This is a genomic window from Ralstonia sp. PBBBR1 (assembly GCF_002256165.1).
GTDB lineage: Bacteria > Pseudomonadota > Gammaproteobacteria > Burkholderiales > Burkholderiaceae > Ralstonia > Ralstonia thomasii.
Genome location: NZ_NKIL01000002.1, coordinates 428,560 through 450,164, shown reverse-complemented (window position 1 = coordinate 450,164; position 21,605 = coordinate 428,560). Strand labels below are relative to the sequence as shown.

At 61.0% G+C, this 21,605-nt stretch carries 23 protein-coding genes, 1 tRNA gene and 1 pseudogene; 15 read left to right on the top strand and 10 right to left on the bottom strand.

Translation table 11 applies throughout. The annotated features are described in order from the left end of the window. The first annotated feature begins 103 nt into the window (after positions 1-103). On the top strand, positions 104-973 hold the full coding sequence (locus CFE42_RS02170; RefSeq protein ID WP_004626437.1) for a LysR substrate-binding domain-containing protein: 870 nt from the start codon (positions 104-106) through the stop codon (positions 971-973). On the opposite strand, the gene CFE42_RS02165 is transcribed toward CFE42_RS02170, so the two are convergent. Then, the gene (locus CFE42_RS02165; protein ID WP_004626439.1) at positions 966-1,871 is read right to left on the bottom strand and encodes a sterol desaturase family protein; all 906 of its coding nucleotides are present in this window, start codon (positions 1,869-1,871) and stop codon (positions 966-968) included. The genes CFE42_RS02170 and CFE42_RS02165 overlap by 8 nt on opposite strands. 146 nt (positions 1,872-2,017) lie before the next feature. On the opposite strand from CFE42_RS02165, the gene CFE42_RS02160 reads away from it, so the two are divergent. The 6 genes and pseudogenes from CFE42_RS02160 (at position 2,018) to CFE42_RS02135 (ending at position 6,525) form a co-directional block, all read left to right on the top strand. Beyond that, positions 2,018-3,127 (top strand): enoyl-CoA hydratase/isomerase family protein, encoded by a 1,110-nt coding sequence (locus tag CFE42_RS02160; RefSeq protein WP_004626440.1) that lies wholly within the window; start codon positions 2,018-2,020, stop codon positions 3,125-3,127. 79 nt (positions 3,128-3,206) lie between these two features. Next, positions 3,207-3,572, top strand: a complete 366-nt coding sequence (locus CFE42_RS02155; protein ID WP_296155848.1) for a phage tail assembly chaperone — start codon at positions 3,207-3,209, stop codon at positions 3,570-3,572. A 166-nt stretch (positions 3,573-3,738) separates the two neighbouring features. Further along, positions 3,739-3,972 (top strand): hypothetical protein, encoded by a 234-nt coding sequence (locus CFE42_RS02150; RefSeq protein WP_004626446.1) that lies wholly within the window; start codon positions 3,739-3,741, stop codon positions 3,970-3,972. A 102-nt stretch (positions 3,973-4,074) separates the two neighbouring features. Further along, positions 4,075-5,140: pseudogene (locus CFE42_RS02145) on the top strand (phage tail sheath family protein); the annotation flags it as partial. A 28-nt stretch (positions 5,141-5,168) separates the two neighbouring features. Continuing rightward, positions 5,169-5,690, top strand: a complete 522-nt coding sequence (locus tag CFE42_RS02140; RefSeq protein ID WP_004626450.1) for a lysis system i-spanin subunit Rz — start codon at positions 5,169-5,171, stop codon at positions 5,688-5,690. Positions 5,691-5,946: 256 nt separating this feature from the next. Continuing rightward, positions 5,947-6,525 (top strand): hypothetical protein, encoded by a 579-nt coding sequence (locus CFE42_RS02135; RefSeq protein ID WP_004626452.1) that lies wholly within the window; start codon positions 5,947-5,949, stop codon positions 6,523-6,525. 240 nt (positions 6,526-6,765) lie between these two features. On the opposite strand, the gene CFE42_RS02130 is transcribed toward CFE42_RS02135, so the two are convergent. The 3 genes from CFE42_RS02130 to gstA all read right to left on the bottom strand — a co-directional run bounded on the left by CFE42_RS02130 (position 6,766) and on the right by gstA (position 8,496). Continuing rightward, the gene (locus CFE42_RS02130; protein WP_235202012.1) at positions 6,766-6,990 is read right to left on the bottom strand and encodes a hypothetical protein; all 225 of its coding nucleotides are present in this window, start codon (positions 6,988-6,990) and stop codon (positions 6,766-6,768) included. Positions 6,991-7,061: 71 nt separating this feature from the next. Continuing rightward, positions 7,062-7,853: an SDR family oxidoreductase gene (locus CFE42_RS02125; RefSeq protein ID WP_004626455.1), complete on the bottom strand. Its 792-nt coding sequence runs from the start codon at positions 7,851-7,853 to the stop codon at positions 7,062-7,064. A gap of 31 nt (positions 7,854-7,884) precedes the next feature. Further along, positions 7,885-8,496 (bottom strand): glutathione transferase GstA, encoded by a 612-nt coding sequence (gstA, locus tag CFE42_RS02120; RefSeq protein WP_004626457.1) that lies wholly within the window; start codon positions 8,494-8,496, stop codon positions 7,885-7,887. Between the two features lie 218 nt (positions 8,497-8,714). On the opposite strand from gstA, the gene CFE42_RS02115 reads away from it, so the two are divergent. Both CFE42_RS02115 and CFE42_RS02110 read left to right on the top strand, forming a co-directional pair. Continuing rightward, positions 8,715-9,584: an NAD(P)H-binding protein gene (locus CFE42_RS02115; RefSeq protein ID WP_004626459.1), complete on the top strand. Its 870-nt coding sequence runs from the start codon at positions 8,715-8,717 to the stop codon at positions 9,582-9,584. Positions 9,585-9,598: 14 nt separating this feature from the next. Further along, positions 9,599-10,663 (top strand): RNA polymerase subunit sigma-70, encoded by a 1,065-nt coding sequence (locus CFE42_RS02110; protein ID WP_004626462.1) that lies wholly within the window; start codon positions 9,599-9,601, stop codon positions 10,661-10,663. 74 nt (positions 10,664-10,737) lie between these two features. Here CFE42_RS02110 and CFE42_RS02105 read toward each other — a convergent pair whose 3' ends face one another. Beyond that, positions 10,738-11,988 (bottom strand): sensor domain-containing diguanylate cyclase, encoded by a 1,251-nt coding sequence (locus CFE42_RS02105; RefSeq protein WP_004626463.1) that lies wholly within the window; start codon positions 11,986-11,988, stop codon positions 10,738-10,740. A gap of 130 nt (positions 11,989-12,118) precedes the next feature. Beyond that, positions 12,119-12,895 (bottom strand): EAL domain-containing protein, encoded by a 777-nt coding sequence (locus tag CFE42_RS02100; RefSeq protein WP_004626466.1) that lies wholly within the window; start codon positions 12,893-12,895, stop codon positions 12,119-12,121. 940 nt (positions 12,896-13,835) lie between these two features. On the opposite strand from CFE42_RS02100, the gene dusA reads away from it, so the two are divergent. Continuing rightward, the gene (dusA, locus tag CFE42_RS02095; RefSeq protein WP_080633366.1) at positions 13,836-14,855 is read left to right on the top strand and encodes a tRNA dihydrouridine(20/20a) synthase DusA; all 1,020 of its coding nucleotides are present in this window, start codon (positions 13,836-13,838) and stop codon (positions 14,853-14,855) included. A gap of 71 nt (positions 14,856-14,926) precedes the next feature. Here dusA and CFE42_RS02090 read toward each other — a convergent pair. Both CFE42_RS02090 and CFE42_RS02085 read right to left on the bottom strand, forming a co-directional pair. Beyond that, positions 14,927-15,002: transfer RNA gene (locus CFE42_RS02090), tRNA-His, on the bottom strand. A 90-nt stretch (positions 15,003-15,092) separates the two neighbouring features. Further along, on the bottom strand, positions 15,093-15,488 hold the full coding sequence (locus tag CFE42_RS02085; protein ID WP_004626470.1) for a hypothetical protein: 396 nt from the start codon (positions 15,486-15,488) through the stop codon (positions 15,093-15,095). A gap of 131 nt (positions 15,489-15,619) precedes the next feature. Between CFE42_RS02085 and CFE42_RS02080 the strand changes: the two genes are divergently transcribed. Together CFE42_RS02080 and CFE42_RS02075 are read left to right on the top strand one after the other, a co-directional pair. Then, positions 15,620-17,347: a dipeptidase gene (locus CFE42_RS02080; protein ID WP_004626473.1), complete on the top strand. Its 1,728-nt coding sequence runs from the start codon at positions 15,620-15,622 to the stop codon at positions 17,345-17,347. Positions 17,348-17,366: 19 nt separating this feature from the next. Further along, positions 17,367-17,678, top strand: a complete 312-nt coding sequence (locus CFE42_RS02075) for a cupin domain-containing protein (protein WP_004626475.1) — start codon at positions 17,367-17,369, stop codon at positions 17,676-17,678. 346 nt (positions 17,679-18,024) lie between these two features. Here the strand turns inward: CFE42_RS02075 and CFE42_RS02070 are convergent, their stop codons facing one another. Continuing rightward, complete coding sequence (locus CFE42_RS02070; protein ID WP_004626476.1) at positions 18,025-18,210, bottom strand: hypothetical protein; 186 nt, start codon at positions 18,208-18,210, stop codon at positions 18,025-18,027. Positions 18,211-18,329: 119 nt separating this feature from the next. Then, the gene (gene lexA, locus CFE42_RS02065; protein ID WP_004626479.1) at positions 18,330-18,980 is read right to left on the bottom strand and encodes a transcriptional repressor LexA; all 651 of its coding nucleotides are present in this window, start codon (positions 18,978-18,980) and stop codon (positions 18,330-18,332) included. A 253-nt stretch (positions 18,981-19,233) separates the two neighbouring features. Between lexA and CFE42_RS02060 the strand changes: the two genes are divergently transcribed. The 3 genes from CFE42_RS02060 (at position 19,234) to rpsF (ending at position 21,602) form a co-directional block, all read left to right on the top strand. Next, on the top strand, positions 19,234-20,010 hold the full coding sequence (locus CFE42_RS02060) for a ferredoxin--NADP reductase (RefSeq protein WP_004626480.1): 777 nt from the start codon (positions 19,234-19,236) through the stop codon (positions 20,008-20,010). 137 nt (positions 20,011-20,147) lie between these two features. Further along, the gene (locus tag CFE42_RS02055; protein ID WP_004626483.1) at positions 20,148-21,140 is read left to right on the top strand and encodes an asparaginase; all 993 of its coding nucleotides are present in this window, start codon (positions 20,148-20,150) and stop codon (positions 21,138-21,140) included. A gap of 93 nt (positions 21,141-21,233) precedes the next feature. Continuing rightward, positions 21,234-21,602, top strand: coding sequence for a 30S ribosomal protein S6 (gene rpsF / locus CFE42_RS02050; protein ID WP_003265889.1), 369 nt, complete (start codon positions 21,234-21,236; stop codon positions 21,600-21,602). The last annotated feature ends 3 nt before the right edge of the window (positions 21,603-21,605 follow it).

The window sequence follows — 21,605 nt, the reverse complement described above, 5'->3', positions numbered from 1 at the left end:
TTCAGTTTTATTTGTGTGTCTGACAGGTTATCGGCCAGAATTACGCAGAACAATTTAATTTTTAGCGGGAATCAATTAGAAAATCTGAAGTATCGGGATCGGGATGCGAAATCTGGACATCGATCTGCTGCGCACCTTCGTGGCGATCGCACAGTACGAAACATTTGCCGCGGCAGCGGCGCGGGTGGGACGCACGCAGTCTGCGGTTACGCAGCAGATGCAGCGGTTGGAGGAGGAAATGGGCTGCGCGCTGTTCGAAAAGCGCGGCCGCCACAAGATGATGACGCCCGATGGCGTGCGGCTCGTCGCCTATGCGCACAAGATCCTGGCGCTCAACGACCAGGCCGTGCAGGTGATCCAAACTGGTGGGCCGATCGAGAAAATCCGCATCGGCTCACCGCACGATGTGGCCGATTCGATCCTGCCGAATCTGCTGCGGCGGTTGTCCAAGCTGTCGCCGGAATTGCAGATGGAAATCAACGTGGGCCGCAGCCCGTTCCTGATGGACGCGTTGCGCGACAAGACGCTCGATCTGGCGATCTCGACACGCTATGACGATGCCTTTCCCGGCATCAAGCTGCGCACGTCGCCGATGGTGTGGATCTGCGCGGAAGACTTCATCTTCAATCCCGCCGCGCCGGTGCCACTGGTCATGGCCGACGAGCTGAGCCTGTTCCGCCAATTGTCGATCGAATGCCTGGATGCCCACCACATTCCGTGGCGCACGAGCTATCTGTCGCCCACGCTGACGGGCATCAAGGCCGCGATCAGCGCGGGGCTCGGCGTGACCGCGCGCACGACCGAATTGCTCGATGCCAACATGCGTGTGCTGACCGAGGCCGATGGTCTGCCGCGTCTGCCCGAGGTAGCGTTCTACCTGTACGTGCAGCCGACGTGCACGAGTGCCGTGCTGCGCGATCTGTTCGATTCCACCGATCGCGTCGCCACGCGCTTCGGGCCGCCGTTCATGTGAGCGGCATCGCCTCGGCCGTGACCGCCGCGCGCGGGCTGCGCCACTCGGGCGGTTTCCACAAGTAGCGAATGTCCCGATCGCGGAACACATCAGCCCGCATGTCGCGCCATTCGTGGAAGGTGAGGGTGATCGGGTTGTGCGTGTGAACCTGCCGCGTGATGCCGAAAACGGGGGCGTCCTCCTCCGGCACGAAGCTGCCGAACATGCGATCCCAGATGGTCAGCACGCCGGCGTAGTTGCGGTCGATGTACTGCGGGTTCTTGGCGTGGTGCACGCGATGCACCGACGGCGTATTCACGTATTGCCCCAGCCAGCGCCAGAAGCCGGCGTAGCGCGAATCCAGCGCCCCCAGGCGTGTATGGACGAAAAACTGGAACGCGAGATTCAAGCCCACGGCGAGGATCACCCAGTCCGGCGTAAAGCCGATCCATGCAAGCGGAATCCAGAACAGCCACATGCCGGAAATCGGATAGGTCAGGCTCTGGCGGAATGCCGTGGAAAAATTCATGCCTTCGGACGAGTGGTGCGTCACATGCGAGGCCCACATCCAGCGCACGCGATGGCTGGCGCGGTGGAAGAAGTAGTACAGAAAATCCTGCAACAGCAGGAGCAGCACGAATGACCACCACGTCTCGGGCACTGTGCGCAGGCCGTGGCTGTACGTCCACGAATACACCGTCTTGATCATCAGCCACAGGAAGAACGCATCCGACGCCTGGTGCATGAGCGCGAGGCAGGCGTTTGAAACGGTGTCTTTGAAGCTGTAGACGGACGGGTCGCGCTTGCGCCAGTACCACGCCTCGGCGCCGATGGTCAGCAGGAAGACCGGCGCGAAGGCCAGAAGGATCAGGCCGGGGTCGAAACTCGACGCGCCCGGGGCGGCGTTGGCAGGGGTCATTGGATTGTTGTGATGTGTGTCGTCTCCAACTGGCAGGTATACGCCCAACACCCGCGCTGCGAAAGGGGGCAGGCTAGAGCCCTTCCTCGCTTCAATACGCTGTCGTGTACAGTGCGAGCCGTTATTCCCACAACAACATTCGAGACATGCAATCCACCGCTTCCCCCGCGCCCCAGGCTGAAGTTCAACCCAACGTGATCGCCGAAGTACGCGGCGGCATCGGCTGGCTGACGCTGAACCGGCCGCAGGCGCTCAACGCGCTGTCGCTGGAGATGATTCGCGCCATGTCGCATGCGCTGCTGGCGTGGCAGCACGATCCGGAAGTCCACGCTGTCATCCTGCGTGGCGAGGGCGGCAAAGCCCTGTGCGCGGGCGGCGATATCCGTTTCTTCCACCGCGCGGCCACGGCAGGCGACCCGCAGCTCATCACCTTTTTCACCGAGGAGTACCGCCTCAACCACCTCATCTTCAGCTATGCCAAGCCCTACATCGCGCTGATGGACGGCGTCGTCATGGGCGGTGGCATGGGCATCTCGCAAGGCGCATCGCTGCGCGTGGTGACCGAACGCACGAAGATGGCCATGCCCGAAACCAACATCGGCCTGTTTCCGGACGTGGGCGGCGGGTGGTTCCTGGCGCGCGTGCCGGGTCATGTGGGCGAATACCTGGGCGTGACCGGCCAGACGATCGAAGCGGCGGATGCGTTGTCGGTCGGCCTTGCCGATTGCCATGTCACCACCGCGGCGCTGGCGTCCATCTTCCAGCGCCTGCGCGACGGCAACTGGGGCAGCGCCGAGCAGATCACCGCCTGCTTTACCGAAGCCGCATCGGCGCCCGATGATGCCGAGGCCATCATCGCGCCTCACCGCGAGACCATTGATGCCTGCTTCAGCCAAAGCAGCGTGCAAGGCATCTTCGCGGATCTGGCCGGCAGCACGGATACCGAATGGGCCGCTCAGACCGCCGCGCACATGGCCAAGCGCTCGCCGTTGATGATGGCGGTGACGCTTGAGTTGATCCGCCGCGGCCGCCACACCACGTTGGCCGATGAGCTGCGCCGCGAACTGGACATGATGACGCACGTGTTTGCCGAAGGCGATGGCATCGAAGGCATTCGCGCCCTCGCGGTCGACAAGGATCATGCGCCCAAGTGGAAGCACGCCAGCATCGACGCCGTGCGTGACGACGAAGTGGCCGCCTTCTTTGTTTCGCCTTGGCGCCATGAGCAGCATCCGCTGCTGGGGCTGTTGGACTAGAACCGGTAAATTGCGCGCCTGGATTTTGAACCGTTGACTTGCTGTGACCGGTGAACGCCCCTCGCCGAACCCTCGCCGCTTGTCGCTTGCGCCCATGAGGATCAGCCTTGTGATCACACATGACGAACTGATTTTCTGCGTGCGGCAGAAGTACCCCAATCTTGTTCACGGCGTCGATTTCTGGGTTGGCCAGAACATATGCCGCGACACCGGCAAGCAGCTCGAAGCAGCACGGCTGCACGTGCTGGGCCAGCGCGCCAGCGAGGAGCGCGATCGTCGGCTCATGGCAGCCGACGCCATGTTCTACAAGGCCATGGATTCCGGCGACGCGAGCAAAGCGCCGCAGGTCGGCCAGTACCGCCAAGCGCTGCGCGAAGTGCCCGAGCAACCCGGTTTTCCCGCCAATTTCACTGGGCCGGACACCCCGGGTGCGCTGTTAGATTAGGCGCCATCGAACGACCAAAGCACCAAGACCCAGACCACCGACACATGACGCAAGCCCCATAGGAAACGGATTCACTGCTCCCTACCGTAGCAAGAGTCATCGGCGCGCATGTCACGCACATGCGTGCATGACGACCCATTCAACGCTCATCAACCGTGGAGCCATCATGACAAAAGTCATCGTCAATCTGGTAGGGGAAAAAGAGAATCTGAAAACGCCGGCCGTCACAATCGACAAGGCGCGGTGGGGGCACAACGGATATACGGAGTTCGGCAAGGAGCAGGAAGTCCCTGCCAAAACATACACCGCGACGATCTACAGCGATGGGAAGGTCTATCGGACCAAAGAGGTCACTGTGCCGGCAAATGGCCCTGTGACGTTAAACATCAGCGTCGACTAGCACTGAAGACAGCGCCTGGACGCCCCCAGCGCCACACCCCGCAGCAAGCAAGCCCCGCCACCGCGCGGGGCGTTTTTTTTCTTCTTCCCGTCGAGGAGCCGCATGGCATCTTCATTCTTCCACGGCATCACCACCACGATCATCGATAGCGGTCCACGGCCAATTGCCGTGCCCTCGTCGTCCATCATCGACCTGATAGACACCTACACCCCCGGTGCGGATCTCGTGCAGCCCGATGTGCCGGTGCAGATCACCAACCCGCGCGAGGCCGCGCAGGCCTTCGGCCAGAACAGCGCCATCACCCGCGCCATCAATGCCATCTACGCCCGCACCTCCGCTGTCATCGTCGCGACCGGCGTGACGGAGTCGAAAGACACCAACGCGCTCACGTCCGGCATCATCGGTGGCGTCACGGCGGGCGGCGTGCGCACCGGCCTGCAGTCGATGCTCGATGCGAAATCGTGTTTCAACGTGCAGCCACGCTTGCTGATCGCACCGGGGTTCTCCGCGCGCCAGCCGGTCGCGACGGCCATGGATGGGCTTGCCGACAAGCTGCGCGCCGTCAGCATCATCGACGGCCCGGGCGTGCGCACGTGGGACACCACCGCCAATGCAGAAGTAGATGCACTGCATCCGCTTTCGCTGCAGGCCTGTTTGCGTACACCGATGCGCAATACGGCTACTGGGCGTCGCCGTCCAACAAGGAAGTCGTCGGCATCACCGGCTCCGGCCGGCCCATCGAGTATCTCGACAACGATCCGACCTGCCGCGCGAACCCGCTCAACTAGGCCCGCATCGCCACCATCATTCGCGATGGTGGCTACCGCCTGTGGGGCAATCGCACGTTGTCGACCGATTCGAAACGGTCGTTCGTCACGCGCGTGCGTACGCTCGACCTCCTTATGGATGCAGCGCAGGCCGGTCACAAATGGGCCGTCGACCGTGGCATTACGAAGACCTACGTGCACACGTCACCGAAGGCCTGCACGTATTCATGCGCAACGAGCGCAACGCGGGCGCGCTGATCGACTTCGAGGTCTACGCAGACCCGGTGCTCAACACCGCCAGCCGGATCGAGCAGGGCAGCGCCGTGTGGAACGTGCGCTTTACCGACGTCTTCCCGGCAGAAAACCCGATCTTCCGCTTCGAGGTCACCAACGAGTGGCTGACCCACATCATCAGACAAGGCAAAGCCAATGAACTTCGCAATCGTCCGACTCCTGACAGTGGCAGCGGTGGCTGCAGCAGCTGTGTGTGGCTGGCTGGCCAACCGGTACGAGACGACCATCGCGCAGATCCAGCGCGACCACGCCAGCGAGCGCCAGGCTGCCGTCGATACCGTCGTGACCGCGCTGCAGGCAGCAATCGGCAAGCACCGGCAGCTTACCGACCAGCTCGACGCGCTCGACCGTACCCATTTCTCGGAGATGCAACGTGCCACCGCTGAAAACACGCGTCTGCAGCGCGCTCTTGCTGCTGGTGATAAACGGATGTCAGTGCGCGCCCGTTGCCAGCCCGACGCCGGTGCCGGCGCAGGTGAAGATCAGCCCAGCACCGGCCTGGGCGATGGAGCCGCCGGCCGATGTGAGCTATCTGGAGAGGATGCGGCAGATCTTGTCGATCTCTTCGCCGGGGCAGAGCGGGATGCGGAGAAACTGAGGTATTTGCAGGGGAGGGAGCGGGCGCTTGAGGTGGCTGGTGTTTGCGTCCAACCATAAAGGGGGCGTCAGCAAGTTGCGGTGGCGATTGGCGGCAATCGGCCATGAGCCGACAACCGATTCAATACTGTCGCCCGTGCCTGACACCCCTCCTCGAGCTGCTAGGTATGGCCGCGAGTCAGTGATACGTTTCCGACAATGATCCGATACTGACCGGTGTTCCCTCGAAGATGGCGATGGAGATGGATCTGCTGCGAAAACAAGGCAACAAATTTTCTTCATGACCCTTAAGCACACTGATCATCGGCAGCCTCAAATGCACAAGTGGTTTCCACTCATCGCGCTGCTGCTCTTGGTGCTCGCTAGTCCGGTGTGGGCCGACTATACCGTTGATTTCGTGCGCATTTCATGCGTCCCGGATGCGCAATTCTTAGACGTCGAGTATCGAGGGATACACAACCCGGCGATCACCGCGTTGACTGAACACGGCACGGTTCGTCCCGACGTGTTGGCTCGCCATGGATTTTTTTCGCCAAGCAAACTCTCCTACGAATGCTCATTGCCCGACTCGAAGTACACGATCATCGCTACTCAAACTGGCTGGAGTGAACGGGGAATGTGTGGGGCTGCACCAGAGATCTTCCTGAGTCTCCAGAGAAACGGTGAGCCGTTGCTTGAGCGCGTGGTATTTGGGTCAAGTTGCTTCGGTAATCCGTCAATCACGCGCATCACGATCGAGGATGGAAAGCAGGGTTGGTATTCTCGCGAAGCCGAGGTATGCATTGCGCGTGGTACCAATGAAACGGCTGATAAATGTGTATGGTTCTTTGAAGACTACGGCGACTTCAAGAAATTTCCCATACGGCAAGGCGACATTCAACGTCTGCTGCAGTAAGCACAATACCGGCTAAGCTTTCGCTCTCGAGAAGTTCGATTGGCTGGTTTGGGTCGGTAGTTGCTTCTGGCGCCGGCTAGCCCACGCACCAAGCGGAGGGCCGAGACCGGCCAATAACGGCCAGCCCCAAGGGCCCGCACCGCCGCCCGCAACCCGCCCAGCGATGCGAGCCCCATCCCGCCCCCTACACCCCCGCCTCAATCAAATCCGAGATCTGCACCGACGCCCGCGCAAAGTCAGTCAGCGCGCGGGCGCGCTTGTACCGATAGCTGCCGGCGGAGATGACGACGGGTCTTTGGCGTCATCGTGCTGCAGGACGATGAGCATGCCGGTGTGGCGGTCTGCCTGGTAGATGTGTTTGTTGAGCAGTTGCAGCGCGCGCTCGACGTCGGCGGGTACGCGAGCGGCGGCGGGCGCGGCGTCGATGCGTTGTGGTGCTGTGAACTGGCCGCTTAGATCCAACAAACTAGAAGTTGCTCAGCGCCCTCCATGGTGCCGGCACATTCCCGAGGTCTTACGCCTATTGCTTCGCACCGTCAGGCCAGCTTCTGTAAGCCGTCTCCCGTCAGTAAGTAGGCAGGCGCAACCTCCGAAGCTCGAGTACTGGCTAGGCCGACTATTGCATGGCCGGCAGTCTCGGGCGTGACGAGTGCTCCGAAGGAGCGCTGAAACGTCTGGAGGAATTCATCGACGTCGACCCGGGCATGCTCGGCGTAAGCGCGAACCGCAGGTGCACCAACGCCAGTTGTTGGCGCGAAACGCGGCATCACTGTCGAGATTGCAATGTCCAATCCGGCTCGCAATGCCTCATCCTGCGCATACTGTGCGATGAAGCGCTGAGTTGCCTTGGCGCCGGCGTAGCCCCCGCTTAGCGGTGAGCCGGAGATCGCTGCGCCGCTGCTGATCACGACTACGCGCGCTCCTGGCTTTAGCGGCTTCGACAGGACTGCCTGCAACCAATGGAAAGCCATTTTCACATCGGTGTCCCAGTTGAGAGAGAACGTCTCCCAAGACTGCTCCCGGATTGTCCTCATAACTGGAGTGGCACCGGCGGCTAGGACCAGGATATCGGGATCATGCTTTGTCAGCAGCGTGGCGGCAGTTGTATCAGTGCGGGCATCAGCAATCTCAGCATGTGTAGCGCCATCTTCCAGCTCACCTGCAGGCACTGGGGTGCGGGACACAACCACTACCTTGCTACCCGCGTCGGCAAACGCTTTGGCGATGCCTTTGCCCAAGCCGCGGCTTGCTCCAACAATCATCGCGACCTTTCCGTGCAAACCGCTGCTCGTCGCAGTTGCAGGCACAGGCGTATTTGGTGAGTTCATGGAGTCCTCTTTGACCAGAAGTATTAAGGCGTCACGCGTCGATCAGACCTTGAGCGCGCATTGCTGCAGCGACTGCAGGACGCGCGGCGACACGCCCTTGGAAGCTTTGCAGGTGGCCGAACTGGGAAATATCCAACTGAATGAGCTTCGTCCAACGCGTCAAGGTAAAGAGATACGCGTCTGCGACGCTGAATTGGTGGCCGAGAAGAAACTGCGTGCGTGAAAGCTGAGTGTCGAGTACTGCATAGTGGCGCCGGAGGCTGGACTGTCGCTCTTCGCGGGTCTGAGCCGGCGTCTCGCGGCGAAATAGTGGGCTGTAGCCGCGGTGAATGTCGGTGCCCAGGTAATGCAGCATCTCGTGCAGGCGGGAGCGTTCGAACGTGCCGTTGGGAGGCGCCAATCCGACTGCGGGCGCCTGGTCGGCTAGAAATTGCAGGATCGCAGCGTTCTCCGTTAGAACCTGGCCATCAGACAGTTCAAGAGCCGGAACGAAGCCCTTTGGATTGATAGTCAGATAGTCGATACCGGTATCGGTTTTAAGCGTGGGAATGTCGACAGAGACAGCCGTGATCGGGATACCAGCTTCGGCAGCGACGATGTGCGGTGCGAGAGCGCAGCTTTGGGGCGCGTAGTAGAGCTTCATGATTGATCCATGAGTGGATGGGGCAATCGCCCCTGTCATCTACTCTGGGGCTTACTGATATGACTGGGCATGCGATCGATATTCATCGGTGCGCCAGCAAAATTTCGCTCATCGTCAGGGCGACCGATGAGAAGGGCGGGGCAGATCAGTCTTGTTCAGCAGGGGATCCCAATATCGGTCCCCACTGGCCCCTCGACTGACCACCCGGAGATACAAATATGCTGTTGCTGACTGGCGCTACAGGGCGCACCGGCTCATATATTGCAAAGGAGTTTATCGAGCACGGTGTCCCTGTGCGGCTCCTTGTGCGAGACAAACAGAAGGCGGATTGGTACCGGGGTATCCCCACAATCGAAGTTGTAGAAGGGGTCATGTCCGTGCCCCTAACGCTTGGCAATGCGCTGCGCGGGGTCACTCGAGCGCTGATGATTTCGTCGCCAGGATTTGACATGTTCCGTACGCAAGTGACTTTCATCGACGCCTGTAGAGCGGCTGGTGTTCATCACCTGATCAAGCTATCCGGACTGAACGCAGGACGAGAAACGACGTTTGTGTTCAGCAACATGCACAAGCGGATCGAAGAGCACCTGCGAGGTAGTGGCATGGCGTGGACGAGCCTGAGACCCACGGGTTTCATGCAGGAGTACATTTTTGAAGCACCGAGCATCGTTAACGATGGCTCGCTGTATCTGGCGCTCGACAACGTCAAGCTGAGTCCGGTTGATTTGATGGACGTTGGAAAAGTTGGATTCCAGTTGCTTCGTGATGGCGGCTACCATGGGGAGGTGCTGCCCATGACGGGCCCCGACCTTTTGAGCATGGCTGACGTCGCCCAGCATTTGTCGACAGCAACGGGTCGCAAGGTACGGTATGTGCCCATCAGTCCGCTCGAGCGTTGGCGCGCCCTGGTTGCGGCTGGTATTCCTACGGAGGTGGCCGACGCGCTGGACAAGCAAGTCCACGAGCGGCTCCAGGGCGGGTCTGAGTCGACCATTGAACTATCGACGCACAAGCGCTTCAACGTGTTGCCGACGACTTTTAGCCAATTTGCCGAACGGCATGCCATGGACTTTGGCGCAGGCCAGTAAAGCGGGAACAAAGCATGAAGCCTCAGGACAGCAGGCTGGGAGTTGACCCCGGCAGCGATGAATCAGGTGGCAGGGATATCAATGAACTTCTCGGCGCGGCGCGACGGGAAATCAAGGTGCACTGTTACCGCATGCTGGGGTCACTGCATGAGGCTGATGACGCCGTTCAGGATGCGTTCGTTCGTGCATGGCGAAGCTACGGCACGTTCGATGGCCGCGGTTCGTTTCGAGCGTGGCTCTATCGGATCGCGACAAACGTCTGTCTTGATGCGCTCAGCAAACGGAAAAATCTAGCGCGCCGCCTCCCAGATCAGCTCGACGGCCCCACCACCGCCATGCCGGACGGACAACCTGCGCCTGATGTTGCTTGGCTGGAGCCTTACCCCCAATCGGAACTGGACGCCGTCACCGACCCAGGCCCAACTCCTGAGGCGCGCATCAGCATGAGGGAAGCTACGGGCCTGGCGTTCATGGCGGCTATCCAGCAACTCGCCCCACGACAACGGGCTGCGCTTTTGCTGTGTGATGTACTGGGGTGGTCGGTAGCGGAGACGGCAGGTTTGCTGGGAGGGTCTGTCGCCTCAATCAATAGCGCTTTGCAACGCGCCCGCTCGAAGTTGGCCACTGGTTACAGTTCCGGAGAGACCACCAACGTAAGCGAGACAACGCCAAGCGAAAGGAGTCTTCTTCGCGGCTACGTACAAGCGTGGGAAGAGCGCGATGCCGATCGGTTGGCCACACTGCTCAAGCACGACGCGATCTATACGATGCCACCGCTCGCGCAGTGGTATGCCGGACGAGAATCGATACGAGCCTTCTTCGCATGGGCGTGGCCGGCATATTCGGACATACGGATGAAAGAAATCCGCGCAAATGGCGAACCTGGATTTGCTGCGTATTTCCGTTCGCGCTCCTCACCAATGGCGCCGCTGGCAGCGCACTCACTGCATGTCGTTTCGGTTGATGCAGACGGAATCTCACGGATGACCCTCTTTGTGGGCGGGAATGTGACGCGCCTTTTTGATGCGTTCGGCTTGCCCACGACTATCACTGACGCTGCTTCTCCGACTCTTTCTTGATCTCAAGGGATCTCCCGGAGGAGCCGCATGACGGTTTCGTTGTCGCGGTGCTCTTCGGCCTGCGATTTGGCCAATCAAGCCGCGATTGACAGCCGGTTGCGCCCGGCGCGTTTCGCATCGTAAAGAGCCGAGTCAGCACGTGCGATGAGCTCATCGATCGCCTCGTCTGGGGCCAGCGTCGCGAGCCCGAGCGAGAGGGTCAGCGCGGGGACTTCCCCATCTTCATGGGCGTTGACGCGATCGAGAATGCGCTTGGCAAGGTCGACGGTATCCGTCTGTGAGCATTCGTCGAGCACGATCATGAATTCTTCGCCACCCCAGCGAATGACAGCGTCGCGGCTGCGGACCGCTTGCCGGAGCATGTCGGCCACCTCGGCCAGTACGCGGTCTCCGGTGGGATGACCGAACTCGTCATTGATTCTCTTGAAGTGGTCGATGTCGCACATGACGAGGGTAAGGGGGCGCTGCAGCGTCCTGGCGGTCCTGTACCGCTCCGCAAGGAGTTGCTCGCCATGGTGACGATTGTGCAGACCGGTGAGCTTGTCTTTGGTGGCTGCACGTAACAGTGCCTGTTCCCGCTCTACGCGTTTGGTAATGTCTTTGCTCACACTAACGTAGTGGCTTATACGCCCTTTCTCTCCGAATATCGGCGAGATGCTTTGTTCTGCATGGTAGAGCGAGCCGTCACGGCGCCGATTGATGAAGGTGGCGCGAAAATTTTGTCCGCTGGCAAGCGAGCGGCGCATAGCCGCATAAAAAGCCTCGTCATGTTTGCCTGACTTGAACATGGCGGGCGTGCTGCCTTGGATTTCGTCGACCGTGTAGCCCGTGGACTTGGCGAAGGCAGCATTCGCGAAGATGATCCGAGCTTTTGCATCCGTAAGCATGACCGGGTCACTTGTTGCATCAAGCGCGCGTGCGAGCAGTCTGTTTGTCTGCTCTGCCTGTTCGTAGTCGGAAATATCCTGTTGCACCGAGACAAAATTGGTGACCAACCCGCTGTCGTCGCGAACTGGTGAAATGCTCCAGCGGACGGTGTAGCTTGAGCCGTCCTTTCGATAGTTCGTTGCGGTGCCCTCGAAGAGTCGCGCCTCTTTCAGGCAGATGCGAAGTTCATCAATCAATGCCGGATCGGTGTCCGGACCTTGAAGAATCCTAAGGGAGTGGCCGCGTAGCTCGTCCAGAGAATAGCCCGTCATGGCTGTGAACGCTGGATTGGCAAATTGCACTCGGCAACCGACAGCGATGTCGGCATCGGTGATCACGATGGCATTCCATGCCTGCGTGATGGCCGCCTCGAATAGTTTTAGCAGTGGTGTGCTCATAGGTTACCGGGCTCGGTTGTCCAATCGAACGGGGTTGATGGGAATCAGCCGTCCGCCAGCTCGGACGGATCGGCCCGAAGCTGGATAGCCGGTGTGCCCGCGGCCGGTCTGGCTAAAGTCCGTATGACGCTCAGCGAGTGTTTGATATCGGTGGCATTGCTCTGAACGCAGGCTTTGCGAACAGATAGCCTTGCATGAGCGTGATACCCGCGGCAGCCAGGAAGTCGCGTTCCGGCGCCGTTTCAACGCCTTCGGCAATGACCCGGATCCCGAGGTCGTTGCAGATGCTGAGCACGCCGCAAACAATGCGTTGACGCACCAGATCTGAATCGATTCCTCGGATAAGTGCCATATCCAACTTGATCAGGTCCGGCTGGAAATCGGCGAGTAGGGTGAGCCCCGAGTGGCCGGCACCGAAATCATCAATCGCGGTTTGGAAGCCGAACGACTGATACGCCCGAAAGATTTCGAGGAGGTGGGGGCGGTCGATGATGTCTTCGCCTTCGATGGTTTCGAAGATGATCCGATTGATGGGAAAGCCGAATTTTTCGGCCGCCTCAAACGTCGTGCGGATACATGCGGCAGGCTGATACACCGCGTTCGGCATGAAATTGATGGATAGGAAGGTGTCCATCCCGATCCCGGCCGCCTGCTCAATTGCGGTGGTGCGGCACCGTTGGTCAAACCGGTAACGGCTTGCTTCGTCCACTTGCGTCAGCACCGATGCGGCAGGCTCTCCGTTGGGTCCGCGTACGAGCGCTTCGTGTGCGTAGGCGTCGCCCGTGCGCAGATCAACGATCGGCTGAAATGCGAAGGCCATCTCGATAGAGGTGCCATTATCGGAGTTGCATCCGGAGCAGCGCTTGTTGGGTGCCGATGGTTGGCTTGCGTTATGGATCTGAATCATCTTGGCAAAACGAGTAAAGGATTTTGGGCAACGGCTTCACGCCTGGTCGGGGCGTGGTCGTTGAACACTGCACGCTCCTGCCAAGCAGACTTGTGCGACGTTGACTTCACTCGAAGTGCAGTACAGCGCCAGTAGGGGATCGACGCGAGCTAACTTCGCTCACGTGACAGGGAAGGGGAAGTTGGATGATAGATCAATTGCCCATCCCGCGCAGTGCACTCTTAGTCGGCAAAGAGGGGGGCGGGGGATGACCGATCACCGCTGCCGGCGGATCCAGCTCGCCAATGCCGGTAGTACGCACAGGCCAGCCAGCCACAGCGGCAAACGTGTAAGTCCGAAGATCGCCGCTCGGTAGCTCGGGAGTGAGGCGTACCACTCTGCTGGTTCGGGCTGGGCAGACAGCGCGTACGTCAAAAAATGAGCGGTGACGGCGACAAGCCAAGCGCCAACAACTACCCGCGTGCGAGCCATAGCTTGACCGCGTTATTTACTTCGGTGGCGATCTCAGGTGCCGCCAACCGGTCCTTGTAAATTGTTTGGTGCGCCTGAGCGGCTGGACAGACTCGCAGATGTACCGATCGATGACCTCCGAGAGCAGCGGATCTTCCTGCTTGGCGGTCTTCAGGGCGCCTGGCTGGTCGAGCTCCTTTTCGCGCTTCACGAGCCAGGCCCGCGCCGCCGGCGCACGGTCGAACGTCTTGGCCTCCGTATATACGACCACGCCGCCTTCCTTCCGGCGGATTTGGGCCGTGTACCCTTATACTCCCGTCCCTGCGTTTTCGCTCGCTGATCGTGCCCATTTTTGCCTCGGTGCTACACGCTAAATTTCGGTGCCACGCCGTAGCATTGGGCCGAAAAAATGAGCGGAAACCGCCACAAATCTCATGAAATCGCGCAGAAAACAGTAGGGTGTAAGCGCTTGAATTCAAACCGTATTCCAATGAAATCAACGCCTAGGCGGCTGAGCGTGGCCCCGATGATGGATTGGACTGACAGACATTGCCGGTTCTTCCATCGCCAGATCTCGCGCCACACGTGGCTCTACACCGAAATGGTGACCACGGGCGCGCTGCTGCACGGCGACGTCCCGCGCCACCTCGATTTTGACGAGTTCGAGCATCCCGTGGCGCTCCAGCTCGGCGGCAGTGAACCGGACGATCTGGCCCAGGCCGCGCGCCTCGGCCAGCAATGGGGCTACAAAGAAATCAACCTCAACTGCGGCTGCCCGTCGGAGCGCGTGCAGCGCGGTGCGTTCGGCGCCTGCCTGATGGCTGAGCCCAAGCTCGTCGCGCAGGGTGTCACGGCGATGCGCGATGCGGTGTCGATTCCGGTCACGGTCAAGCACCGCATCGGCATTGATGCAATCGAGACCTACGATTTCGTGCGCGATTTCGTCGGCACCATCGCCGAGGCGGGTTGCGAGACGTTCATCGTGCACGCGCGCAATGCCATCCTGAAAGGCCTGAGCCCAAAGGAAAACCGTGAGATTCCGCCGCTGCGCTACGAAGTCGTCTACCAACTCAAGCGCGATTTCCCGCATCTGGAGATTCTGCTCAACGGTGGGGTGCAGACGCTCGAGCAGATCGACGCGCACCTGGCGCACGTTGATGGCGTCATGATCGGCCGTGAGGCGTATCACCATCCGCATCTGATGGCAGCGTTCGATGCGCGCTACTACGGCGCAGGCACCGAGGCCCCCACGCGCGCCGAGGTGGAAGACGCGATGATCGGCTACGTCGGCCGCTGGGTAGAGCGGGGCGGCTACGCAGGTGCGGCGGTGCGGCACATGCTGGGGCTGTATCGCGGTGTGGCGGGCGCGCGGGGCTGGCGGCGCGTGCTGTCGGGCTCCAAGGCGCTGGGCCGCGTCAAGACGCTGGCCGACGCCCATGCACTGTTCGACGAGGCGCGTGCCCACCTGCGGCGTGGCGAAGAATCGAATGAGGAGGCGGTAGCGGTTTGATGCGGGAAAGGGGCGTTGCCCCGATCGCTGAATGCAAAAAAGCCCGCGAATGCGGGCTTTTTCTTGAAACTTGGGGTGACTGATGGGATTCGAACCCACGACAACCAGAATCACAATCTGGGACTCTACCAACTGAGCTACAGCCACCGTTGTTGCCTGACCGGCGTGTCGCCGTTCAAGGAAACAGCGATTATACAAACATTCTTTCGCCTTGCCTAGAGGGTTTCGCAACGGAGTTCAACGACTCTCCGCCACGATGGTCCCCTGGTGGTACATGACCTTCCAGCCATCCAGCGTCCGCCGCCACAACGTCGCCCGCCGCGTCGTCCGGTTCGACTGCACCAGCGTGTACGTCAGCAGGTAGTTGTCCGGCGCAATCTCTTGGCAGCGGAAATCGCGCGTTTGCCAGAAATCCTCGCCGATGTGGCCGTGCCGGGCATCGAGAACGCCAAGCACATAGCTGCGGCTGTAGCGCTGACCCGAGGCACCGGTTTCCCAGAAGTCTTCCGTGGTCATGCGCTCGAAGTCTTCGCGGCGCGTGCCGAACTCGGGGCGATGGAAGATGGGTTCGCGCCGGCGCAGTTCTTCCAGCACGCTCAACAGACCGGGGGCGGTGTCCAGAGACGGTTCCATGCGGCAAGCCTCCTGGGAAAGCTCCAAGCATACCGCCCAGCGGGCGTGCCTTAGCGTTTTCGCGCTGCACAATGCGTGGCTTGCGCTTCGCCCCTATGATGGCGCCTTCGCCTTTTTCGGAAACCACTTCGATGCAACGCACTGCCCGTATTGGCCTGTCTTCGCTGACGATCGCACTGTCGCTGGCTTGCGGCACCGGCGCCTTTGCCGCCACGATTCAGAAACCGCAACTCGACGCGCTGCTCGCCGCCGAACAATCCAAGGCATCGGCCGATCTGAACAGCTTTCTTGCGGCAGCCGCGAAGGCCGATCCGCAAGTCGCGGGCAGTGTCGCCGCGTACCAGAAGAAGGCTCCGGTGGCCGGCGATGACCTCGTCAACATCGGGCGCCTGCTGGGTCTGTACAACCGCCTGCACAACCAGCAGGCCGTGATTGGTTCGATCGAAAAGATGGTCGCGCTGCCCACGGTGCGCGACGACAAGATTCCGCAGTACGAAAACCCCGCCATCGTCGCGTTTGGCAAGCTGATCGAGGGCATGGCGCGCGATTTCGGCTTGAAATACCGCAACATCGACAACCGCGTCTTTGAAGTTACGCTGCCCGGCACCGGCTCGGACGAGTTCGGCATCCTGACGCACGCCGACGTCGTACCCGCCAAGGCCGAGGAGTGGGTGCTCGGCGACGGCACCAAGCTCGATCCGTTCAAGGTCACGCGCGTCGGCAATCTGCTGTACGGCCGTGGCACGATTGACGACAAGGGCTCGATTGCCGCCGCGATGTACGCCATGAAAACGGTCAAGGACAGTGGCGTGCCGCTCGCGCGCACCATCCGCCTGATGATCGAAACCACCGAAGAAACCGGTGGCGATGGCATGAAGTACTACCGTGAGCACACGCAATTGCCTGCGTACAACATCGTGCTCGACAGCAAGTACCCGGCCGTGGTTGCAGAGAAAGGCACGGGCGCATTGAAGGTGTTCTTCCCTGCGCAAGCTGGCGATGCTTCGCATACGGCCATCGTTTCGATGACGGGCGCGGCGTCGGCAAGCTCCATCCCACAAACGGCCACCGCCACGCTCAAGGGCGGTGATCTGGGCCTGGCCGCCGCCGCGCTCGAAGCCAAGCGCGATGGGTTCGTGAACAGCTTGGCAGGGCAGGGCAAGTTCTCGATCGACATCGCGCGCACGGGCGACAGCATCGTCGTGAAGGTGACTGGCGCCTCCGCACACGGCTCGCGTCCGGAAGAGGGCGTCAACCCGCTGCCGCGCCTCGCGCTGTTCCTGCGTGCAGCCGATCTCGGCTTGGCAGACAACGCCTACGCTCATGCCGCGCGCTACCTCACCGACCTTTACGGCACCGACTACCTCGGCACTACCATGGGCGTCGCCTACAAGGACGACTTCATGGGGCCGCTCACCATTTCGCCTACGGTGATCGGCGACAAGAATGGCCGCGTGGAGGTGATCGCCAACGTGCGCATGCCGCGCGGCAAAACGCCTGATGCGCTGCGCGGTGAAATCGCCGGCAAGATCAACGCATGGGCCAAGGCCAACCATGTCGCCCTCGAGATCAACCACGATCAAGGCAACTGGATGGCGCGCGATCCGAAGGGCGCGTGGCTGTCGACGCTGCTCAACATTTATGGTGACACCACTGGCCTCGACGCCAAGCCCGTGCCGACGGCCGGCAGCACGACGGCCAAGCTGATGCCGAACGCCATCAATTTCGGCCCGGCCATGCCGGGCAAGAAGTACACGGCGCACAACGCCAACGAGTACAAGGAAGTGCAGGACCTCGACCTCGATATGCAGATGTTCACCGAGATGTTGGTGCGCATCGGCAACCTGCAGTCAATGTAATAACCGACGCACGATCGCCATGAACATCATCCGCGCCAAGTCGTTCACCGCCGAGCGTGCCTGGGGCGCGCTCGATATTGCCAATATGAGTGGCATTACCACGCGCCTGCATTGGACGGACCAGCCTTACCGCTGGCATGTGAACGACGGTGAGGAGGTGTTCGTGGTGCTCGACGGTACGGTCGACATGCATTACCGCGAAGCCGGCGAGGAGAAAGTCGCGACGCTGGAACCCGGCGATATCTTCTTCGCCGGTATCGGCTGCGAGCATGTGGCGCACCCGCGGGGCGAGGCGCGAATCCTCGTCGTCGAGAAAGCGGGGAGCGTTTAGCGGCTCGCCTGTCGGTCGCGGCGCAAAAAAAAGCCCGCAATGTGCGGGCTTCGAATTCAGCGATCTCATTGCCCCTGAGGGCATTAGCAATACTACTGTCACGTACGCCAAACAACATCGGGGTAAACGTCCGTTTCACCGACGGAACATCGTTAAATGTGCCGTTGCAGCAACTTACGAGCAGAAAAAAACAGCCCGCTCAAACGGCGGGCCGAAAATCAGTTGAAGAAAGCCCTGTCCTCAGGGCACGGCAAGTGTATGAAATCAGTTGCGGCGGCAGCATTGGGGTATGCCCTGATCGGCCGCTGCAGCGCGCTTCACAGCCCTCATCGGCCTTCTCTTTCCCTCAGCAGCTTTCGGCGCCAGCAGTGCGCGAGGCCGCTGGAATCGCATCCAGCATGCGGCAGATGGCGGCCATGCTGCCGACCATCGTACGGCGCTGCTCCCCTTGATAGATGCGCACGCCCTGGGTTTGGCGGAAGGGGACCGGCTGTACCGGGCGGCGGCGGGAAGACATCGATCCGAGTCGCATGGCAGACCTCGTGAGTTCGGGTGGAAAAGCGAGTGGCAAGACTCCGCCCCGGCGAGCCGCTGGCTCACCTTCAAGTGGAATCAAACAGCGAAGGTTTGGCGCTGAGATGCGCCGGAGACTTACGGAGCAGCAGGCCGGATCAGACCGACGACCAAGCCCTCCAGGTGAAACTCATCGCGATCCAGATCAACGTGGATCGGTTCGAAATCGGGGTTCTCGGCAATCAGCTCGACATGCCGGCCCTTGCGCTGGAAGCGCTTGACCGTGACGTCGTCGCCCAGTCGAGCCACGACGATCTTGCCGTTGGTGGCTTCACTGGCGCGCTGCACGGCGAGCAGATCGCCATCGAGAATGCCGGCGTCGCGCATGCTCATACCACGCACCTTCAGCAGAAAATCGGGCTGCGCAGAAAACAGCGATGGATCAACCTGATACTGGCGATCAATGTGCTCCGCAGCCAGGATCGGACTACCGGCGGCCACGCGGCCCACCAGCGGCAGTGTCAACTGCATCAATCCCATCGACGGCAGCGAGAACTGATGCTGCGCCGTGTCGCCCGCCGCCCGCAGCCGAATGCCACGCGAGGCGCCCGGCGTCAGTTCAATCACGCCCTTGCGTGCCAGCGCGCGCAGGTGTTCCTCAGCCGCATTGGGCGACGAGAAGCCAAACTCCGCGGCAATCTCGGCGCGCGTCGGCGGAAAGCCCGTGCGCTGGATCGTCTGGCGGATGAGGTCATAAATCTGCTGCTGGCGGGGGGTGAGGGTGGCCATCGGCGTACTGTATATTTGAACAGGTGCTGTGATTTTATACAGTGACGCAGGAAGCGCAAGTGATTTTGTTGTGACCTGTTGCGCAGGCGCCCAGTCCTTATGACCGGCGTCAAAACCCATGCGACTGGTTAGAAGCTTATGCGCAATCCATGCAGGCGCGGCCGCGGCGAATCGCATAAAATCAAGGCCTTGACCGATTTTTGCATCGCCACATAACCCGATTGAGCTTCATTGGGTTGGCCCGAATGTCACCATGTCCGCCTTTAATCAAGAGACCGTTCTGAGCGTCCATCACTGGAATGACTCGCTGTTCAGCTTCAAGACCACCCGCGACCAGGCGCTGCGCTTCCATAACGGCCACTTCGTCATGATCGGGCTGGAGGTCGAAGGCAAGCCGCTGATGCGCGCCTACAGCATCGCGAGCCCGAACTACGAAGAGCACCTCGAGTTCTTCAGCATCAAGGTGCAGAACGGCCCCCTGACGTCGCGACTGCAGCATCTGAAGGTGGGCGACAAGCTGCTGGTGAGCAAGAAGCCGGTCGGCACGCTCGTACTGGATGACCTGCTACCCGGTAAGAACCTGTATTTGTTCGGCACCGGCACCGGCCTCGCGCCGTTCATGAGCATCATCCAGGACCCGGACACCTATGAGCGCTTCGAGAAGGTCGTGCTGCTGCACGGCGTGCGCCAAGTGAGCGAGTTGGCTTATGCCGACTTCATCACCCGGGAATTGCCGAACAACGAGTTCTTCGGCGATCAGGTGCGCGAAAAGCTGATCTATTACCCCACGGTTACGCGTGAGCCGTTCCGCAACATGGGCCGCCTGACGGACCTCGTCGACAGCGGCAAGCTGTCTGTCGATATCGGCTTGCCCCCGATGGATCCGGCAGTCGACCGCGCCATGATCTGTGGCAGCCCGGCCATGCTGGAAGACACCTGCAAGCTGCTCGACGCCCGCGGTTTCAAGATCTCGCCGCGCATGGGCGAAGCGGGTGACTACGTGATCGAGCGCGCCTTCGTCGAGAAATAATCGATACGGCTTCTGTTGCAAACGCCGGCCTGGGTGCCGGCGTTTTGTTTTTGCCGGCGCCCCGGGCAATCCCGCGTCGGCAAAGGCGATGCGGGCGGATACAATGCGCGCCTTGCCCACCACGCATGTCTGCAACGATGTCCTTGCCTACCATCGCCATCCTCGCCACCGGCGGCACGATCGCCGGCTCTGCTGACGACGCTGGCTCCGCCGCACGCTATCGCGCTGGCGCCGTCCCCATCGATCAACTGCTCGCGGCCAGCAAGCTTGGTTTGGAGCGCCTCGCCAACGTGCGCGCTGAACAGGTCGCACAGATCGATAGCAAGGATCTGACCTTCGACGTATGGGAAAAGCTGGTGGCGCGTATCCGTCACTGGATCGACGTCGAGCGTGTGGATGGCGTGGTCATCACGCACGGCACTGACACGCTGGAAGAGACCGCGATGCTACTGCACCTGACGCAGCAGACCGATACACCGATCGTCCTGACTGCGGCGATGCGGCCGTCGACGTCGCTGTCGGCGGATGGCCCGCTGAATCTGCTGAATGCGGTGCGGCTGGCGGCCAGTCCGTCTGCGCGCGGGCGAGGCGTGCTGGTGGCGCTCAACCAGCGCGTGCATGCCGCCCGCGATGTCCAGAAGGGTCACACTTACGCGGTTGAGGCGTTTGTTTCGCCGGACACCGGCGCGCTGGGTTTCGTGCTCGACACGCAGGTGCAGTTTCAGCGGGTAGGGCAACGTGTGGCCGCAGCCGACGTGCTGCCGATGCCGCCTGCGGGCCAGTGGCCCTGGGTTGAGGTTGTGGCGAGCTATGCCCAGCCCGATGCTCGCGTGGTGGATGCGCTGGTTGCCGCGGGCGTGAAGGGGCTGGTGATTGCCGCAACCGGTGCGGGTTCCATCCATGCCAATCTTGAAGCGGCGCTGAACCGGGCGAGTCAGCAGGGGGTTTTCGTACTGCGCTCCACGCGTACCGGTGCTGGCGTGGTGCCTGCGCTGCCTAGTGCGGACCGCTGGGCGTCGAGCGGTACGCTCAACCCATATAAGGCGCGTGTGCTTCTGACGTTGCTTTTAGCCTCTGGTCGCGCCCAGGCAGAAGTTGCCTCGCTTCAGCAAGTCATTGATCGATATTGAAAAAGTCGCAAAAGCCTGCGTATAATGGCAGGCTAACCAACCTTGCTGCACCGGAGTGTGACGCCCGGGCGGCTTAATCCACAAGGAGCGTCAATGCGTCATTACGAAATCGTATTCATCGTCCATCCGGACCAGAGCGAGCAAGTGCCCGCGATGATCGAGCGCTACAAGAGCACGGTCACCTCGCAAGGCGGCCAAGTGCACCGCGTCGAGGACTGGGGCCGTCGTCAACTGGCCTACATGATCCAGAAGCTCGCGAAGGCTCACTACGTGTGCCTGAACATCGAGTGCGGCAAGGAAACCCTGGCTGAGCTTGAGCACGCCTTCAAGTTCAACGACGCCGTGCTGCGTCACCTCATCGTTCAGACCAAGAAGGCTGAAACGGCGCCGTCGCCGATGATGAAGGAAGTCGCACGCGAAGAGGCCAAGAAGGCCGCCGCTCAGACCGAACAGGCCGCCTGATGC

Bases quoted from the DNA above. Each gene is read 5' to 3' on its own strand.
- CFE42_RS02075 (WP_004626475.1), top strand. From the start codon at position 17,367: ATGAACATCATCCGCGCCAAGTCGTTCACCGCCGAGCGTGCCTGGGGC.
- gstA (WP_004626457.1), bottom strand. From the start codon at position 8,496: ATGAAGCTCTACTACGCGCCCCAAAGCTGCGCTCTCGCACCGCACATC.
- dusA (WP_080633366.1), top strand. From the start codon at position 13,836: ATGAAATCAACGCCTAGGCGGCTGAGCGTGGCCCCGATGATGGATTGG.
- CFE42_RS02170 (WP_004626437.1), top strand. From the start codon at position 104: ATGCGAAATCTGGACATCGATCTGCTGCGCACCTTCGTGGCGATCGCA.
- CFE42_RS02115 (WP_004626459.1), top strand. From the start codon at position 8,715: ATGCTGTTGCTGACTGGCGCTACAGGGCGCACCGGCTCATATATTGCA.
- CFE42_RS02055 (WP_004626483.1), top strand. From the start codon at position 20,148: ATGTCCTTGCCTACCATCGCCATCCTCGCCACCGGCGGCACGATCGCC.
- CFE42_RS02070 (WP_004626476.1), bottom strand. From the start codon at position 18,210: ATGCGACTCGGATCGATGTCTTCCCGCCGCCGCCCGGTACAGCCGGTC.
- lexA (WP_004626479.1), bottom strand. From the start codon at position 18,980: ATGGCCACCCTCACCCCCCGCCAGCAGCAGATTTATGACCTCATCCGC.
- CFE42_RS02125 (WP_004626455.1), bottom strand. From the start codon at position 7,853: ATGAACTCACCAAATACGCCTGTGCCTGCAACTGCGACGAGCAGCGGT.
- CFE42_RS02100 (WP_004626466.1), bottom strand. From the start codon at position 12,895: ATGATTCAGATCCATAACGCAAGCCAACCATCGGCACCCAACAAGCGC.
- CFE42_RS02105 (WP_004626463.1), bottom strand. From the start codon at position 11,988: ATGAGCACACCACTGCTAAAACTATTCGAGGCGGCCATCACGCAGGCA.
- CFE42_RS02080 (WP_004626473.1), top strand. From the start codon at position 15,620: ATGCAACGCACTGCCCGTATTGGCCTGTCTTCGCTGACGATCGCACTG.
- CFE42_RS02135 (WP_004626452.1), top strand. From the start codon at position 5,947: ATGCACAAGTGGTTTCCACTCATCGCGCTGCTGCTCTTGGTGCTCGCT.
- CFE42_RS02150 (WP_004626446.1), top strand. From the start codon at position 3,739: ATGACAAAAGTCATCGTCAATCTGGTAGGGGAAAAAGAGAATCTGAAA.
- CFE42_RS02110 (WP_004626462.1), top strand. From the start codon at position 9,599: ATGAAGCCTCAGGACAGCAGGCTGGGAGTTGACCCCGGCAGCGATGAA.
- CFE42_RS02160 (WP_004626440.1), top strand. From the start codon at position 2,018: ATGCAATCCACCGCTTCCCCCGCGCCCCAGGCTGAAGTTCAACCCAAC.
- CFE42_RS02140 (WP_004626450.1), top strand. From the start codon at position 5,169: ATGAACTTCGCAATCGTCCGACTCCTGACAGTGGCAGCGGTGGCTGCA.
- CFE42_RS02060 (WP_004626480.1), top strand. From the start codon at position 19,234: ATGTCCGCCTTTAATCAAGAGACCGTTCTGAGCGTCCATCACTGGAAT.
- CFE42_RS02085 (WP_004626470.1), bottom strand. From the start codon at position 15,488: ATGGAACCGTCTCTGGACACCGCCCCCGGTCTGTTGAGCGTGCTGGAA.
- CFE42_RS02165 (WP_004626439.1), bottom strand. From the start codon at position 1,871: ATGACCCCTGCCAACGCCGCCCCGGGCGCGTCGAGTTTCGACCCCGGC.
- rpsF (WP_003265889.1), top strand. From the start codon at position 21,234: ATGCGTCATTACGAAATCGTATTCATCGTCCATCCGGACCAGAGCGAG.